The organism is Eudoraea sp., from assembly GCF_049669105.1.
Lineage (GTDB): Bacteria > Bacteroidota > Bacteroidia > Flavobacteriales > Flavobacteriaceae > Eudoraea.
Window position 1 is genome coordinate 24,344 of sequence record NZ_JBATKE010000051.1, and the last position, 14,942, is coordinate 39,285.

At 39.0% G+C, this 14,942-nt stretch carries 11 protein-coding genes; 6 read left to right on the plus strand and 5 right to left on the minus strand.

Features of this window, described 5'->3' with window-relative positions; translation table 11 throughout:
* Positions 1-41: 41 nt before the first annotated feature.
* Genes WBM60_RS04005 through WBM60_RS04020 form a run of 4 tightly spaced genes read left to right on the plus strand, consistent with a single transcriptional unit; the run spans position 42 to position 5,312 of the window.
* Complete coding sequence (locus WBM60_RS04005; RefSeq protein WP_424262642.1) at positions 42-1,163, plus strand: glycoside hydrolase family 26 protein; 1,122 nt, start codon at positions 42-44, stop codon at positions 1,161-1,163.
* On the plus strand, positions 1,141-2,394 hold the full coding sequence (locus WBM60_RS04010; protein ID WP_424262640.1) for an AGE family epimerase/isomerase: 1,254 nt from the start codon (positions 1,141-1,143) through the stop codon (positions 2,392-2,394). The genes WBM60_RS04005 and WBM60_RS04010 overlap by 23 nt, the downstream gene beginning before the upstream one ends.
* A 22-nt stretch (positions 2,395-2,416) precedes the next feature.
* Entirely contained in the window at positions 2,417-3,547 is a 1,131-nt protein-coding gene (locus tag WBM60_RS04015; RefSeq protein WP_424276650.1) for a glycoside hydrolase family 130 protein, read from the plus strand.
* Position 3,548: 1 nt separating this feature from the next.
* Entirely contained in the window at positions 3,549-5,312 is a 1,764-nt protein-coding gene (locus tag WBM60_RS04020) for an arylsulfatase (protein WP_424282777.1), read from the plus strand.
* A 3-nt stretch (positions 5,313-5,315) separates the two neighbouring features.
* Here WBM60_RS04020 and WBM60_RS04025 read toward each other — a convergent pair whose 3' ends face one another.
* From WBM60_RS04025 to WBM60_RS04045, 5 genes are all read right to left on the minus strand, one after another.
* A complete protein-coding gene (locus tag WBM60_RS04025) occupies positions 5,316-6,908 on the minus strand; it encodes a sulfatase family protein (protein ID WP_424282778.1) in 1,593 nt (530 codons plus the stop codon).
* A 32-nt stretch (positions 6,909-6,940) separates the two neighbouring features.
* Positions 6,941-7,780, minus strand: a complete 840-nt coding sequence (locus WBM60_RS04030; RefSeq protein ID WP_424263214.1) for a sugar phosphate isomerase/epimerase family protein — start codon at positions 7,778-7,780, stop codon at positions 6,941-6,943.
* Between the two features lie 16 nt (positions 7,781-7,796).
* A complete protein-coding gene (locus WBM60_RS04035; protein WP_424263216.1) occupies positions 7,797-8,513 on the minus strand; it encodes a gluconate 2-dehydrogenase subunit 3 family protein in 717 nt (238 codons plus the stop codon).
* Positions 8,514-8,516: 3 nt separating this feature from the next.
* Positions 8,517-10,235: a GMC oxidoreductase gene (locus WBM60_RS04040; protein WP_299164537.1), complete on the minus strand. Its 1,719-nt coding sequence runs from the start codon at positions 10,233-10,235 to the stop codon at positions 8,517-8,519.
* A gap of 179 nt (positions 10,236-10,414) precedes the next feature.
* Complete coding sequence (locus WBM60_RS04045; RefSeq protein WP_424264068.1) at positions 10,415-11,293, minus strand: helix-turn-helix domain-containing protein; 879 nt, start codon at positions 11,291-11,293, stop codon at positions 10,415-10,417.
* A gap of 198 nt (positions 11,294-11,491) precedes the next feature.
* Here WBM60_RS04045 and WBM60_RS04050 point away from each other — a divergent pair, with 198 nt between their 5' ends.
* On the plus strand, positions 11,492-13,315 hold the full coding sequence (locus tag WBM60_RS04050; RefSeq protein ID WP_424282779.1) for a sodium:solute symporter family protein: 1,824 nt from the start codon (positions 11,492-11,494) through the stop codon (positions 13,313-13,315).
* Between the two features lie 4 nt (positions 13,316-13,319).
* Positions 13,320-14,513, plus strand: coding sequence for a glycosidase (locus WBM60_RS04055; protein ID WP_424264072.1), 1,194 nt, complete (start codon positions 13,320-13,322; stop codon positions 14,511-14,513).
* Positions 14,514-14,942: the final 429 nt, after the last annotated feature.

Here is a 14,942-nt window from a genome sequence, read left to right on the forward strand (position 1 = left end):
TCTATTAATTTTTGAGGAACTTTATAGATGAATACTTACCCATGCGCAAAAACATTACATATTGGATTAAAATCATTCTTTTATTGGTTCTCCTGCAGTCCTGTAAATCGACAACTACCTTAATGAAACAGGAAGCTGCCCTGGCTGACAAAATGGGAAGCAGACAAACTGAATACTTATACAACAGAATTAAAGAGATTGCCAAAGTCGGTTATGCATTTGGGCACCAGGATGCCACGGCATATGGCATGGGCTGGAAAAACGATGGTAGTATAAAAAGAAGTGACGTTCATGATGTCAGCGGAGCGTATCCTGCGGTTTACGGCTTTGAATTAGGGCATATAGAATTGGGACATTCCATAAATCTTGATACCGTAGATTTTAAACTAATGCAAAAGCTAATCCAAAGAGCGCATAAGATGAGAGGCATCATCACCTTGAGCTGGCATCCTGATAATCCGGTATCAAAAAAAAGTGCCTGGGATACTACCGCTGCGGTTACTGAAATACTTAAAGGGGGAAATTTACACAATGAATACAAGGCATGGCTCTCTAAACTGGCGAACTTTATGAACGAGCTTAAAGATGAATCAGGCAATAGCATTCCTGTTGTTTTCAGGCCATTTCATGAAATGAACGGTGACTGGTTCTGGTGGGGTAAAGGCAATTGCAACCCGGAAGAATATATTAGTCTTTGGAGAGAAACCTTTGATATTCTTACCAAGGAGTATAGCGTACATAATATGCTTTATGCCTACTCCCCTAATACCTTAGAAAAAAAAGAGGATTATCTAAAATATTATCCAGGTGATTCATATGTAGACATATTGGGAATTGACATCTATCAACACGGTAGCTCTGAAGAGTTTATTATGGCCCTTAAAAACAATATTGGTCTGTTACAAAAAATAGCGGCCGATAAAAACAAACCGTATGTTCTTTCAGAGGCTGGCTTAAATGAAATCCCTATTGCCAACTGGTGGACCGAGGTTCTTGACCGGCATATAGCCAAAAGCGGGATTTCCTGGGCTTTATTTTGGAGAAATGCGTGGCCAAACCACTATTTTGCTCCATATCCCGGACAGGCCAGTGCATCAGATTTTATTTTATATAAAAATTTATCACATGTCTTATTTCTGAATGATGTTAAAAAAATCAGGTAGCAAAGACAACAAACCAGCCGAGAAGCGCGATATAAATCATGACAAATTTATAAAGCAATCAGTTCAGGAACTTGCAAATATTCTAAGCTTTTGGCAATTAAATACAGTCGATAATTCCTTCAGTGGCTTTTATGGAAGGCGCGATCATTTTAACAGGCTTATCCCAAAAGCTCATAAAGGAATTATACTTAATACACGGATTCTTTGGTCTTTTTCAGCAGCAGGAAATTTTTATGGCAATAACCAATATCTGGAGATTTGTGGACGGGCTTTTAATTATTTAAAAGGCAAATTTAAAGATGAGGAATATGGCGGGGTGTATTGGTTGGTTGATTACAAAGGCTTCCCATCAATAACAAGAAAACAAACTTACGCCCAGGCCTTTACCATTTATTCCCTTGCTGAATACTATAAATATTCCCGGAACCAAAATGCACTGGACTGGGCATTGGAAATTTTTTATCAATTAGAGAGAATAGCTCTGGACCATAATTCAGGGGGGTATATTGAATGCTTTAAACGTAATTGGGAGCCCATAGAGGATATGAGACTCAGTGAAAAGGATCTCAATGCCAGTAAGACCATGAATACCCATTTGCATATTCTTGAGGCCTACACTACCCTGTTCGAGGTAAGCGGGAACGAAAAAACAGGCAGCGCCCTCGAGAATTTAATCCATTTGGTTTTAAACAGATTCGCAACAGAAGATGGTCACTTTAAATTATTTTTTAGCAGCGACTGGAACTCTTTGTCTACCGAAGTATCTTTCGGACACGATATTGAAGCCGCCTGGTTATTGATTAATGCCGCGCGTGAATTAGGCAATAAAGAGTTAATTATATCTACAGAATCTCTGGCAGTTTCCATCGCCGATTCTTTTATAAAGAAGGCCCTGGATAGTGATTATGGAGTTTATAACAATATGGATTTGCACACCAAGCAAGTAGACACAGATAAACACTGGTGGCCTCAGGCCGAGGCCATTGTTGGTTTACTGTATGTGTGGAATATAACAGGAATAAATAAATACCTTGATATTGCCAGTGGCATCTGGGCTTTTATTGAACAGACAATTATAGACAAAACAAATGGGGAATGGTTTTTTAGAGTTGATAAAGAAGGTGTACCTTATGAGAATGAAAATAAGGTTGGTCCCTGGAAATGTCCCTACCACAACAGCAGGGCTTGCATGGAAATTGTAAGGCTATTGAAACAGCCTGGATTAAACTAAAAACAACAAATAATTTAAACAAATGAAAACAAGTATCCTATTATTGCTAATTTTTTGTTCTTTAACGGCTATCTCCTGTAAAGAGGATAATAAAGAAAAACCTAAGGCAACGGTTAGTGAGGCAGATATATGGATGCTTGGCTTCGAAAAAACGGATATAAATCCTATTATGACAGCAGATTCCAGTTATGTTTTCATGGATCCCATAACAAAAGAGGATGTACAATGGCAAAAAGCCGATGTATTTAATCCCGCTGCCGTGGTGAGGAATGACACCGTTTTTATGCTCTTCAGGTCCGAGGATAACCCCGAAGCTATTTTGGGAGGAAGAACCTCACGCATTGGCCTTGCATACAGTACAGACGGAATAAATTTCAGCAAATACCCCGAACCGGTTTTATATCCAAAAGAAGATGAATTTCAGAAGTGGGATTACCCCGGGGGCATCGAAGATCCCAGAGTAGTAGAAATGCCCGACGGGACTTATCTAATGATGTATACGAGCTGGAACAAAGATGTGGCCAGATTGTCAAGTGCTACATCAAAAGACCTTAAGAATTGGACCAAGCATGGGCCGGTTTTTGAAAGTTTTCAAAAAGGGAAATTTAATAATATCTGGAGTAAATCTGGATCAGTAGTAACAGAGTTAAAAAATGGACGGCTAATCGCTAAAAAAGTAAATGGTAAATTTTTAATGTATTGGGGAGAGTTATTTGTCAATTTAGCACAATCTGAGGACGGCATCGATTGGGAACCTTATTTGGATAAAGAAGGTGAACTATTACATGTTTTTACTCCTACTATTGGTGAATTTGACAGTCATTTAACCGAACCCGGACCTCCTGCCCTTTATACGGAACATGGAATACTTTTGCTTTACAATGGCAAAAATCTAAGTGGAGAAGGCGCAAGTAAAAAAGTAGCTGAGGGAACCTATTGCGGGGGTCAGGTATTGTTTGATGCTAAAGATCCATCCCGGTTTATTAAAAGACATGAAGAACCGTTTATATGCCCCAGTCTTCCTCATGAAACCAGTGGGCAGTACACAGCGGGAACCACTTTTATTGAAGGTTTGGTCTTTTATAAAAATAAATGGTTCCTTTATTATGGTACAGCTGACAGCATGGTAGGATTGGCTGTGAAATCGGATTAAAATGAATTTGAATTTAAGTTTGCTGTTACTTCTATTATTCCTGGGGTGTGATACTAAAGAGGAAGGTGGAACGACAGTAAAACGGCCAAATATTGTTTTAATTATAGCAGATGACCAGGGATGGGGCGATCTAAGTATAAGCGGCAACAGCAACCTCAACACGCCTAATATTGATGCGCTGGCACAAAATGGTGTTTCTTTTGAAAATTTCTATGTTCAGCCAGTTTGTTCTCCTACCAGAGCCGAGATACTATGCGGAAGGCAATTTCAAAGACTTGGTGTTTATGCTACTTCTGCCGGCGGTGAAAGACTGAATCTGGACGAAACCACAATTGCTGAGGTATTTAAAAAGGCCGGTTACCAAACAGCAGCCTATGGTAAATGGCACAGTGGCATGCAACCCCCTTATCATCCTAATGCACGAGGATTTGATGAATTTTATGGTTTTGCTTCCGGGCATTGGGGTAATTATTTTGATCCACTTATAGAGCATAACGGCGAACTCGTAAAAGGAAAAGGGTTTTTAGCGGATGATCTCACAAATGGAGCCCTGGAATTCATAATTAAGAATAAGGAAAAACCCTTTTTCCTTTATATACCCTATAATACACCTCATAGTCCCATGCAGGTCCCGGACAAGTATTGGGATAAATTCAAGGATAAGAAATTAACTGAAAAACACAGGGATACCATTATTGAAGATCTCAACTTTACAAGGGCCGCACTTGCCATGGTGGAGAATATTGATGATAATGTTGGCAGGATAATAAATAAACTTCAGGAATTAAATCTAGAGGAAAATACCATTATCGTATACCTCTCAGACAATGGCCCCAACGGATGGCGCTGGAATGCCGGAATGCGCGGTAAAAAAGGTTCTGTAGATGAAGGTGGTGTTCGCAGTCCTTTGTTTATCAGTTGGAAAAACGCCATCCCAACTGGCAAAAAAATAACCCAGATAGCAAGTGCTATAGATATCCTGCCTACTTTGGCCGGTTTAGCCGGTATTGAAACCAAAACTCAAAAACCCCTGGATGGGCTTAATACGGAGCCTTTGATTTTTGAAGAAAATCCTTCCTGGGAATCCCGATTTATTTATAACCACTGGAATGATAAAACCAGCGTGAGATCACAGGAATTTCGATTGGATGATGAAAACCGACTCTACCATATTCCAACAGATTTAGGTCAGACACGCGATGTGGCCAAAGATTACCCTGAGGTGTATACCTCTCACTTAAACGCAAAAGAGAATTGGCTAAAAGAAGTGCCGGTTGCTTCTAAGGCAATAAGGCCATTTACCCTGGGGCATCCAAAATTTAAAACTACCCAACTCCCTGCACGTGACGGAATTGCCCATGGTGGAATTAAACGAAGCAACAAATATCCAAATTGTTCCTTTTTTACAAATTGGAAGAATCTTAGCGATTCCATCACTTGGGATATAGAGGTTTTGTCAGATGGCGACTATGAGGTTATTCTGCATTATACCTGTACTGAAAAAAATGTTGGATCTACTATCCTGCTTGAATTAGATTCCAATAGTCTTAGTAAAAAGATTACTGAATATCATGATACGCCACTCAGCGGTATGGAAAATGACCGGATTCCCCGAATTGAATCCTATATAAAAGATTTTAAACCCGTTTCCATGGGAATAATGAAATTAAAAAAAGGTAAGGGGCAACTTACCCTTCGGGCATCCGAAATAATTGGCGAAGAGGTTATAGATTTTCGATTGCTGCTTTTTAATAAATTGAATTAGAAGTTAATCTACAGTATAAAGCAAGTCATCACTATCCGTATAACCAATCCGAACAGCTTTTGCAATAAATGAAGCTTTCTTGTCTAAAGGTTGAGAAAAAATATGCCAGCTGACATCCCCGGGTTGTTTCCATATAATGGTAGCATCTGATTTTTTTGAAATCAGATTAATTTTTTCCCCTTTTTCAACCATTTGAAGTGGTTCTAATTTAGGTGGTTCTCCATTTGGAAACCACATTGCCATCAAATCCTTTTCTGGATATCTGCCCAAATCATTGGTTTCTTTGATCCAGGTGTTTAAAACCGTTCTCAGATGAACCAAAGTATCCTGCCATTGTGTTTGGTCTGAAAGATTCACTAATTCATAAGGATCATTTTGCGTATCGTATAATTCCTCCTCTGGTTTGGGTATTCTGAACCACAAAGAAGCAAGAGAGTCCAATTTTCCGGAAGCCTGCAAAGACATCATATTTTGCATCATAGGCATTTGTTCCCGGTATTTAACCGCCATTGCATTTGATATATCGGTATTGTAATTCCTGATATACTTAAATCTCTTAGTTCGAACGGCGCGTAATTTATCATACATTTCGTCAAACCTGTCTGAAGTGGCGAAAACATACTTGCTTGCCGTACTGTCTTTATAAACTCCAAATCGTGCCTTACCCTGCATAACCTTCGGAGGGCTTATGCCGGCCCAGGAAAGAAGGGTTGGGGCAAAATCTATAAAACTTAAAATTTGGTCATCGTAATTGCTTTTTTTTAAATTATCCTGAAATTTAATAACCAAAGGCAGTTTTATACCCGTATCATACAAAGCGCGTTTATGCCTTGGAAAGGGACCCCCATGATCTCCATAAAAGAAAATAATACTGTTCTCATATAAGCCGTCTTCCTTTAATTGATTAATAATTACACCCAATTGTTCATCCAATCGTTTTAAGTTTGAGTAATTAACCGCCAGATCATGGCGAATAACATCATTATCAGGAAAATATGGTGGAACGGTTATGGAATCTGGTGAAACGAATAATTCTTCTTCTCCTTGTTTCCAGATACCTGATTCATGACAAACATTAAAATTAAAAACGGAAAAAAAAGGAGCGTCTTTTGGCCTGTTCCTCCAATGGGCAGTTGAACTGCTTTCATCCCAACCAGATAGGGGGGCTTTAAAATTGTAATCCTCTTTGGCGTTATTAGTGCAGTAATAACCTTCTTTTCTCAAGTATTCTGTAAACATTTTAACTCCGTCCGGAACTAAAGGTGAATAACTGGGAATCCCTATCGATGGCTGATTCTCCTTAGAATAGGCATTATAGGTGCGCATATTATGAGTGCCTAATGTGGTTGGGTACATCCCTGTTATAATGGCACTTCTGGTAGGGGCACAAACCGGTACAGGCGTATAGGCATTTGTAAAAACTACACCATCCGAAGAAAGCGATTCAATATTAGGCAGAGCGATTGTACTATCACCGTACATCGGAAAAAAATCGGGCGATTGATCCTCTGCGACCAACCAGATAATGTTTGGCTTAATTTGGGCTTCATTTTGCATTTCATTATTCTTACATCCAGTCCCAAATGCAAAGAACATAGAACACCAAAGGATTGATCTAATAACTATTCTCAAAGGCTTTTAAGAAATTTAAGACTTTGAGGTACCTGCTCCACAACCCTGGAGCACTCATCCTCAATAAACATATATTTAACCACCCCGAGCTCCTTAGCACGATTAACCACACCTGCTATATCTACCTGACCTGTTCCCAGTACTACGTTGGTCTCAACATCTTCATGCCCCGTATCGTTGCCTTTTACCCCATGCTCCATGTCCTTAAGGTGCAGCAATACAACCTTATCAGGATAGCGATTCAAAAGTGCAAGTGGGTCTCCTCCTCCATGATGCACCCAATACACATCCATCTCAAAAGCAAAATGATTGGCATTTTTTGCCATATAATCAAATAGAGTACCGTCCTCATATGGCCTGAATTCATAACCATGAGCGTGATACGCCAGAGTAATCCCTTCTTCTTTTAGTCGTTTCCCTGCTTTATTAAAAACCTCGGTAGCTTCTTTAGTTTTGGCAATATCGAAGGTATTTCCATCATGTGGGATCCATGCACACATTACATATTTGGCACCAAATGTTTTAGCGTTTTGTACGACTTTCTCTATATCATTCTGCAGGTCCTCATAGCCGGCACCCACACTAACCATTTCCAGTTTATTATCCTTGAGTAATTTTTTATACTCGTCCATCGGAAGTCCATAACTGCCACCACCTTCTATTTTGGTAATACCCCAGTCTTTAACCAGTTTAAGCGTTCCTGGAACGTCAGTTTTAAATTGATTTCTCAGGCTATACAATTGTAAACCAACTTCCTGAGCAACCATCTGATAACTACTAAACTGACAACATAAAATTGCCATGCCCAGAATTAATAAATTATTTTTTTTCATCATGTTTTTATTTTTTTATTTACGTCAATAAATTACCATTATCATCCCATTCCGCAATTACGCCTCGCTTGCTTTGATCCACGCATTTAGCGAGCCATTCCTTATCATAAGCTAACCCATGCTGCTGCAATACATCTTCAGGTACACCATCCCAAACGTTTGGCATATTCCCTTTATAGCCCAGCTCTTCAATACCAATTTTAGAGGTATAATATCCGGTAAGTGTAAGGTTCCGCATTAATGAGAAAAATTGTATTTCCAGTGGTTGCTCATCCATGGGAATTTTGGAATCATAAAACGCAATTAGATCCAGGATTTGTTTTTGTTGCTCTTCAGTAATCGACTTAAATTCCGCACCAAAATCCGTATTGCTTTTATGATCCAGCCACATAAGGCCTCCCCGTAAATCTGTCTGTAATTTAGGGACGTCTTTAGCCATAAATTCAATGAATTCCGGAACTCCGGCGTCTGTAGCCCCGCCAAATTTGTCATTCGGAGGCATTATCAGATTACTCAGTATTGCAATGGTACCCAATTCATGCTCATTAAAAAATTGTTCAGAATTTAATTTTTCAATAAGCTCTTTCTCTTCCGGTGTCCTCCCAAAGTGATTTTCACCTGATTTAACTGCTGCAATTTCCTCAGTACTTGCTGCTTCGGGTTTACAACCATGAACAACCAGACCACCGGCAACGGTTCCAAGTAAGATTGATTTAATACTCTTCCTTCTATCCATTTTTTAGATATTTTGCTGTTTTAATTGTTCCACAATATAGTCCGATGCACGCCATGACAAGGCCAGAATGGTCCAGGTGCAGTTTTTATCTCCCTGCGAAACAAACGGACCCGCATCAGTTATAAAAACATTATTGACATCGTGTAACTGTTGAAATTTATTTACCACCGACTTTTTTGGGTCATCGCCCATTCTCGTGGTTCCTACCTCATGGATTATTCTACCAGGAGCTAAAAGCCCATAATCCTCTTCTTTTGAAGGGGTATCACCCAGGACTTCTCCTCCCATATTGTGGATAAGCTCTTCAAATGTGGACTGCATATGCCTGGCCTGATTTCTTTCAAAATCTGACCAATTATAATTGAAACGAAGTACCGGGATTCCGAATTGATCGACGGTAGTGGGATCTATTTCACAATAGTTATCTTCTCTGGCAACTGCCTCTCCCCGGCCTCCAAAACCCAGGACAGAGCCGTAATATTTTTTCACATCCTTACGTAAACTTTCGCCATAACCTCCGGTCGGTAGGTTAAAAAATTTATTAAACTCATTTGGATTAAATCCAAAGCCATAATTAGGCATCCGCATTCCTCCCCAGACCTCAATATGATACCCCCGGGGGAAATCTAAATTCTTATTATCAAGCCACCAGGGTGTGTAAACATGCATTCCACCTACCCCATCTTCATTGTAAACTTTCCGATTCATCAGACCCGGGATAAATCCGGCCCGGCTGCTTCCTGTAGAGTCATGAAGATACTTCCCAACAACATTACTGCTGTTTCCAAGCCCATTAGGATGCTGTTTGCTTTTTGAATTCAGGAGAATTCGTGCAGAACTACACGCAGAAGCTGCTAGTACAACAACTTTTGCCTTTAGCTGGTACTCTTTGCGGTCGTCCTTATTAATATATGAGACCCCTGTTGCTTTTCCTTCTTCATTCGTTGTTACTTCCCGAACGACGGAATTCACATAGAGGTCAACCTGACCTCCACTTTTCTGAGCAGGAAAAATTAAACAGGAACCTGCAGAAAAATCAGCATATACCTGGCAAGAACGAGAACACTGACCACAGTAAAAGCATACCCCGCGATCGTTATTAATTTTTTTCGTGAGCATAGACATTCTGGATGGAATAACCGGAATATTGGATTTACGCGCACCTTTAATATACATAAGCTCATGCAGTCTCGGTTTTGGCGGTGGTAGAAAAAATCCATCCGGATCATTAGGAAGTCCTTCATTAGTACCAAAGACCCCAATAAGTTTGTCTACCTTATCGTAATATGGTTTTACATCTTCATAACCAATTGGCCAATTGTCACCAAGGCCATCTATATCTTTATGCTTAAAATCTTTTGGTCCAAAACGCAGTGAAATTCTTCCCCAGTGGTTGGTTCTTCCCCCCAGCATATGTGACCTGTACCAGTCGAATTTCGTACCTTCTTTACGCGTATAAGGTTCACCTTCTATTTCCCAGCCTCCATACGCCATGTCAAATTCACCAAAATCTCTGGTAGTATTTGCACCTCTTCTCGGTGATTCGTAAGGCCATTTTAACTGGGTCATTTGCTCCGGATCTGCAGGATCAAAAAAAGGTCCTGCTTCAACGACGGCAATTTTTAGACCAGCGTCTGCCAGGACTTTGGCCGACATGCCTCCACCGGCACCGGAACCAACTATTATTGCATCATACATAGTTGGTGATTCTTTTATTTGCATAGGCTTTATTTAATTAATTACGGTCTTTATTATCAGATAATAGCATGCTTAAATTACATTATTTATTTGAAATATTTTGCAGTCTGTCCAGTTTGGTAGAAATGTACAAGAAATTGACAATTTAGTGTAAGCTTAGTGCTATAGAAAACCCTCCAAGGGTATTAACTACTCCTATGAAGTTATAGTACTCTGCGAATACCGGAAAAATCCTGCCTGTATTGAGTAGGCGTACTACCTTTGCTTTTTCTAAAAACCCGGTTAAAATTTGCAATGCTATTAAAGCCGCACATAAAAGCTATTTCGGATATGCTCAAATCTCTTTCAATTAACCATTTGGAAGCATAACCTATACGAATATCATTTACATATTCTACAAATGTCTTACCGGTTCGCTTCTTAATAAATCTATTAAATGAAACACTACTCATATTCATTATATCTGCCACTTCCTGAAGAGTCATTTTTGCTGAATAATTGTCCTGAACATAATCATATAATGTTTTGAGTTTATTATTATGCTCAAAGTCTTCCAGTAGAATTGTGGTCGTGGACAGCAACCGTTGATTTCTTGAAGTCGCCAGGTCATATAAAATTGAAAATAGTTCCATAAAGTAATCGATTCCACCCAGTTTTGATACTTTCAGTATTCTCGGTGCCATATTACGGGTTACTTCTTCGGAAAAAAGAATTCCATGAGCTGACCTATCAAACAAGTCTTTTAAGGGCTTCATAATTCTACGGCCAAGAAAAGCGGAGTCGAAGAGATCATTATGAAACTGAATTGTTATTTCATGTATGTTTTTTTTTATACACTCATGTTGTTCCCATCCATGAAAAAGATTAGAGCCAACCAATACTAATTCAAGATTGTCAATTTCATCAATGCTGTCGCCAACAATTCTGCGGATTCCTTTGCCATTGGAGATAAAGTTCAGTTCTAATTCCGGATGGAAGTGCACTGGATAATCAAAAAAATCCTTCACTCTGTCGAAAACCAGAAAACTGTCTTCATTAGAAAGAGGCGTGATCTCACGATGAATTCTTTTTAATAATTCCATTATTCAATGCTAGATCTGTCGTTATAATTCATTGATATGATAAAATAATACCAAAACAATATTAACAAATATTTTAGATTTGAACCAGAATTTAGCAAATGAAGGGTGTATATTTTTATAAATTTTCAAAAAAGCACACTAATTTTTACTAATTCCAACTTATTTGATTAATCTTTAATTTTTAAGTTAAAACAAAATATGCTGCAGGGAATAGATATTGCAATAATCCTATTATATCTTTTAGCTACTGTGCTTATTGGTCTTATACTTCGCAAAAGGGCGCAAAGAAGCAAAGATGATTATTTACTTGGCGGCAAATCCCTGCCCTGGTATATGCTCGGTCTTTCTAATGCCTCAGGGATGTTTGATATTTCCGGAACCATGTGGCTGGTTACCTTAACCTTTGTATACGGTTTAAAAAGTATTTGGATACCCTGGCTTTGGCCTGTGTTTAATCAGATATTTTTAATGGTCTACCTGAGCGCCTGGTTAAGGCGTTCCAATGTCACAACCGGGGCCGAATGGATTTTATTCAGATTTGGTGAAGGTAGGGGCGGCAAATTGTCGCATACCGTTGTTGTGGCTTTTGCCATTATTAGTTGCCTTGGCTTTCTGGCCTATGGGTTTATTGGACTGGGGAAATTTGTTGAAATATTTATCCCCTGGGAAATAGTAAGCGCCTATATTCCTTTTGATGTCCCATTGCAATATGTCCCACATTTCTATGGCACTATTTTTACTTTGTTTGCTGTATTTTATTCGGTGCTTGGCGGCATGTCTGGTATCGTTTGGGCAGATCTTTTACAATTTACAATAATGACCATCTCCTCATTTGCCATAGCTTTCATAGCCTGGCAGGCAATGGGTTCAAATACGCTGAACGTACCCGAGGGCTGGATGGATCCCTTTTTTGGATGGACTCTGGATATTGATTGGACTGGCCTTATTGCAGAAGTTAACGACAAAATTGCTTCAGACGGCTATTCATTATTTGGATTGTTCTTTATGCTGGTTGTCTTCAAAGGTATTCTGGCCAGTATCGCCGGTCCTGCACCAAATTATGATATGCAGAAAATACTATCTACCAAATCGCCAAAAGAAGCTGCAAAAATGAGTGGATTCGTGTCGATTGTTCTTATGCCTACCAGATATCTTATGATAGGTGGTTTTGCAGTTTTGGGCATCCTTTTTTATGATCAGTTGGATCTGCAACGTGCCGGAATAATTGATTTTGAAAATATTCTTCCCTCGGCCATAAGTAATTTTGTGCCTGTTGGTTTAATGGGTCTTTTACTGGCTGGCTTATTGGCTGCATTTATGTCCACTTTTGCCGGAACCTTAAACGCGGCTCAGGCCTATATTGTAAATGATGTTTACTTAAGATATAAAAAAGATGCAAAACCAAAAGAGGTAAAATGGATGAATTATGGCAGTGGCATACTGGTTGTCATAGTGAGTATTGCTTTGGGGTTTTTCGTCGAGGACGTTAATTCTGTTTTACAATGGATAGTTTCTGCCCTTTGGGGTGGTTATGTAGTTTCTAATACTTTAAAATGGCACTGGTGGCGATTTAACGGCTACGGTTATTTTTGGGGAATGGTATCGGGCCTGATACCTGCAATTATTTTTCCACTGGTCTTTAAAGAGACGCTGGAACTTTATCTTTTCCCCCTGTTTCTTATAATTACCACCCTTGGCTGTATAATTGGAACTTATATGGGGCCGCCTACCAATGAAGCCACTCTAATTAATTTTTATAAAAAAACAAGGCCCTGGGGTTTTTGGAAACCCATACAGAAAAAAGTTAGTGCTCAGGATCCGGATTTTATAAAAAACAAAATGTTCAAAATGGACATGTTTAATATTTTTATAGGTACCGCAGCTCAGACACTTCTCGTAATTATGCCTATATATTTAATCCTCAGAGAATATACGTCCTTATGGATATCGCTTGCAATTTTTGCCGTTTGCGGTTTTCTCCTTAAAAAATTCTGGTGGGATAAGTTAGACCAACAAATGTAACGTGATGGAAACAGGCAGGCTAAAAAACCAAAAACGGATTTGGAATTATGAGCAGCTTATGAGAAATCATCAGCAACTTATAAATAGACCTAATGATGCAATTCCGGAAAATAGTGGGATAATTTCCAGATATGAGTATCCGGTGATTACTGCTGAACATATACCAATAAACTGGCGGTACGATTTAAATGCAGCGTCTAATCCGTATGGCTTAGAACGTATAGGTGTTAATGCAGCATTTAATGCGGGGGCAATTAAATGGAATGATAAATATACCCTGGTAGTAAGAGTTGAGGGGCGCGATAGAAAATCTTATTTTGCCTTTGCAGATAGCCCGGATGGAATAAATAAATTTAAATTCTGGGAAAAGCCCTTACTACTTCCACAATTAAACGATCCGGATATTAATGTTTATGATATGCGCCTGATTGCTCATGAAGATGGGTTTGTTTATGGTATTTTTTGTGCAGAAAGAAAAAATCCGGATGCTCCACACGGGGACACTTCTTCTGCAATCGCAAACGCAGGTATCATCAGATCAAGGGATCTGAAGAACTGGGAGCGCTTACCCGACTTAATTTCGGGTTCCAACCAGCAAAGGAATGTGACTTTGCACCCGGAATTTGTTCAGGGTAAATACGCCCTGTACACAAGACCCCAGGACGGATTTATTGAAACTGGTTCCGGAGGAGGCATTGGGCTGGGGTTTATAGATGACATGACCCACCCCGAGGTTGTTGACGAGACAATTATAAACCAAAAAGCCTATCATACTATATATGAATTGAAAAACGGGTTGGGACCTTCACCAATTAAAACGAAAGAAGGGTGGCTTCACCTGGCACACGGAGTCCGCAATACCGCCGCAGGTTTAAGATATGTATTATATCTTTTTATGACAGATCTGCGGGATATATCTAAAGTCATTTATCAGCCCGGGGGTTATTTTATGGCTCCGAATAATAAAGAGATTGTAGGAGATGTGGGAAATGTTCTTTTTTCTAATGGTTGGATAGCAGATAATGACGGAACCGTTTTTATCTATTATGCGTCTTCAGACACCAGAACCCATGTAGCCACCACGTCGATAAATATTTTGGTCGACTATTGTAAAAACACACCCAAAGATAGGTTATCAACCAATGAATCAGTAAAAAGCATATTACATTTAATTGAAATGAATGAATTACAGCATTAAAAATAGTTTCCCCAACCTGCGCTTGGTTTTTTTGAATTAGCGCGGCGTTTCCCGTTTCTGACTGGCAAATCATAGGGGAACGATTGCAATTGTGATGCCCTTCATCGTAAGGTAGTATCAGTAGCGTAGTAAGCAATGCCTTTTGGTTAACCCCAAAAGGTATTGTTTTATTAAAAAAAAAAGTAGTAGTCTACAAGAATTGACAAAAAACAACAAAATGTTAAATTTATTTATATAACAAATTCCTAATATTTCATTATTTGACAACTAATTGACAAAATATTGTTATCGTTTATTATATAATTCGCATAATTTTATTAATATTATCAAAAATTTATGGTTTATTTTAACATTAACCGCAAACGTTTTCGCTTTAAGTGTTATTTAAAATCATGAAAATCAATTAATTAAAGCTAACTAAACAACAAA

Excerpts from the sequence above, each read along its gene's own strand:
- WBM60_RS04035 (WP_424263216.1), bottom strand. The coding sequence starts at position 8,513 with ATGGATAGAAGGAAGAGTATTAAATCAATCTTACTTGGAACCGTTGCC.
- WBM60_RS04015 (WP_424276650.1), top strand. The coding sequence starts at position 2,417 with ATGAAAACAAGTATCCTATTATTGCTAATTTTTTGTTCTTTAACGGCT.
- WBM60_RS04040 (WP_299164537.1), bottom strand. The coding sequence starts at position 10,235 with ATGCAAATAAAAGAATCACCAACTATGTATGATGCAATAATAGTTGGT.
- WBM60_RS04025 (WP_424282778.1), bottom strand. The coding sequence starts at position 6,908 with ATGTTCTTTGCATTTGGGACTGGATGTAAGAATAATGAAATGCAAAAT.
- WBM60_RS04005 (WP_424262642.1), top strand. The coding sequence starts at position 42 with ATGCGCAAAAACATTACATATTGGATTAAAATCATTCTTTTATTGGTT.
- WBM60_RS04050 (WP_424282779.1), top strand. The coding sequence starts at position 11,492 with ATGCTGCAGGGAATAGATATTGCAATAATCCTATTATATCTTTTAGCT.
- WBM60_RS04010 (WP_424262640.1), top strand. The coding sequence starts at position 1,141 with ATGATGTTAAAAAAATCAGGTAGCAAAGACAACAAACCAGCCGAGAAG.
- WBM60_RS04030 (WP_424263214.1), bottom strand. The coding sequence starts at position 7,780 with ATGATGAAAAAAAATAATTTATTAATTCTGGGCATGGCAATTTTATGT.
- WBM60_RS04055 (WP_424264072.1), top strand. The coding sequence starts at position 13,320 with ATGGAAACAGGCAGGCTAAAAAACCAAAAACGGATTTGGAATTATGAG.
- WBM60_RS04045 (WP_424264068.1), bottom strand. The coding sequence starts at position 11,293 with ATGGAATTATTAAAAAGAATTCATCGTGAGATCACGCCTCTTTCTAAT.
- WBM60_RS04020 (WP_424282777.1), top strand. The coding sequence starts at position 3,549 with ATGAATTTGAATTTAAGTTTGCTGTTACTTCTATTATTCCTGGGGTGT.